At 68.5% G+C, this 2237-nt stretch carries 3 protein-coding genes; all 3 read right to left on the bottom strand.

What is annotated here, in order from left to right; genetic code table 11:
* Positions 1 to 234, bottom strand: a 234-nt coding sequence (locus G3N92_RS33255; RefSeq protein WP_206131746.1) for a lycopene cyclase family protein, incomplete at its 3' end; no start/stop codon positions are given.
* A gap of 172 nt (positions 235 to 406) precedes the next feature.
* Entirely contained in the window at positions 407 to 1435 is a 1029-nt protein-coding gene (locus G3N92_RS33250; protein ID WP_206131747.1) for an ABC transporter substrate-binding protein, read from the bottom strand.
* A gap of 261 nt (positions 1436 to 1696) precedes the next feature.
* The coding region (locus G3N92_RS33245) for an FUSC family protein (RefSeq protein ID WP_206131745.1) at positions 1697 to 2237 on the bottom strand (541 nt) is incomplete at its 5' end.

Raw genomic sequence — 2237 nt, 5'->3', positions numbered from 1 at the left:
GTAGCGGCGCATGGCGGCCGGCGCGCTCATGCGGGCCTGCAGGCGCGCCCACAGGTTGCGGGTGTCGAGGTAGGCGCGGCCGGGGTAGCGGCTGCGCATCTCGGGCGGCAGCGTGGCGGCCGACACGTTGCGGCCGGCCTCGACGAGGCAGACCGAGCGGGCGGCGTCCTCGGAGAGCCGCGCGGCCAGCACGCAGCCGGCCGAGCCGCCGCCGAGTATCAGGTAGTCGTACACGATCGAAGCCGGCAGAAAAGCGCATCGCCCCGAGCGGCGCGACGCAACGCAAGGCGCGCGCGGCAGGGCGGATGACGGAAATCGAGGCCGCCGGCGCGCCGCATCATGCCGCGATGCGGCGCCCGACGTTGCGGACGCAAGCAAACGGCACGCTGCGCGCGTGCCGTTGCGCTCATTGCTGCATGAACTTGAGCCAGCGCGCCTTGGCCTGAATGCCCGGGGCCGACGCCCACCATTCCTCGGAGAGCAGCGCCTGCTTGGCGGCGTTGGCCGGCGAGCTCGGCAGCTCGCTCGCGCGCTGCGGCGTGATCTTGCCGGTTTGGTAGGCGGCCGGGTTGCCGGGGCCGTAGTCGATGTACTTCGGCAGGTTGGCCTGCAGATCGGGCGAGACGGCCGCATCGACGAAGCGCACGGCGTTCGCGAGGTTCGGCGCGTTCTTCAGGATGCACAGCTGGGTGTTCTGCAGGATGCCGTCCTCGTAGGTGAACGCCACGTCGGGGTTGTCCTTCGCGACGGCGCTGGCGCGGCCGTTCCAGATCATTTCCATGTCCACTTCGCCGTCGTGCAGCAACTGCGCGGACTGGCCGCCCGAGGTCCACCAGACGGAAATGTCGGGCTTGATCTGCGCGAGCTTGCGGAACGCGCGATCCACGTCGAGCGGATAGAGCTTGTCGCGCGCCACGCCGTCGGCGAGCAGCGCGGCTTCGAGCGTGGTTTGCGGATCGTTGCGCAGCGCGCGCGTGCCGGGGAAGCCCTTCACGTTCCAGAAATCGGCCCAGCTGTGCGGCACCTTCTTGACCGTCTTCTTGTTGTAGCCGATCACGCTCGAATAGAACTCGTACGGCACCGAATACGGCGTGCGGTATTTCTCGGGGATCGACGCGGCGCTCGGCATCTTCGAAAAATCGAGCTTCTCGATCAGCCCTTCGGCGCCGCCGCGCAGGCAGTTCGAGGTGGGCGTGTCGACCACGTCCCAGATCGGCTTGCCGGTGGCGCCCTGCGCCTTGATCTGCGGCCACGCGTCGGGGATGCTGTCCTGCGCGATGGTGATGCCGAGCTGCTTGGCGGCCGGGTCGAGAATGGCCTTGGTCTGGGCTTCCTGATACGCGCCGCCTTGCGACACGAAGGTGATCTGGCCGGCGGCGAGCGCCGACGTGGCGCTCGCGCTACCGATCGCGAGTGTTATGGCGGCCTGACACAGGCGTTTCGTTTTCGTCACGACTCTTCCTCGACACGGTTGCAGTGGACACTCTATCCGGAAGGGCTTGCCGCGATGCGAGCGGCGTTCCGGGGGGGAATCGATCATCGGGTCGATTCGAATATAGTGAGCCAATTTGCTGCGGACAACGTCGAAATTGTTGGAGCCGGCATGACCTGATGTAATGGCCGCGTCACGCGAAGCGTGCAGGTGTGCTGACGAATCGCCAGCGTCGAACGGGTGCGGGTAATCGCCTAGTGGCGCCTAGCGGCCGGCCGCGTTGCGCACCGCGCGCGCGGCATGCGCGGCGTCGGACGGCATCAGCAGCAAGGCCAGCGCGAGCGAGATCAGGCAGCCGGCCAGCACTTCCTCGATGCGCACCGCCGCGAGCGGCACGATCGCGAAGCCGAGCGTGCCGTACAGCAGGCCCACCAGCAGCGTGATGAAGAACACGCCGCGCGCATACGCATGAAGAATGTAATAGGCCCAGCCGAACACCGACGCGATCATCGCGGCCACCAGCACGCCCGTCTGATGCGCGAACACGGTGACGAGCAGCACGCTGGCCGCCGCGCCCGCGAGCGTGCCGAGGACGCGCTGCACGATGCGCGCGCGCGTGCCCTGATGCGAGGTGGTGCCGAGAAACACCACGAACGTGCTGATCACGGCCCACATCGCGCGGTCTTCCGAAAGCGCGCCGCCGGCCAGCATCGCGAGCAGCGCGGCAGCGGTGGCGGCCAGCGCCGGCCGCCATGCAAGATGGTGCAGCCGATGCGCGAGCATCGCGGCCAGCGGCGCGCGGGCC

This window comes from Burkholderia sp. Ac-20379, assembly GCF_017104645.1.
GTDB lineage: Bacteria > Pseudomonadota > Gammaproteobacteria > Burkholderiales > Burkholderiaceae > Burkholderia.
This window is presented reverse-complemented; position numbering and strand designations above follow the sequence as displayed.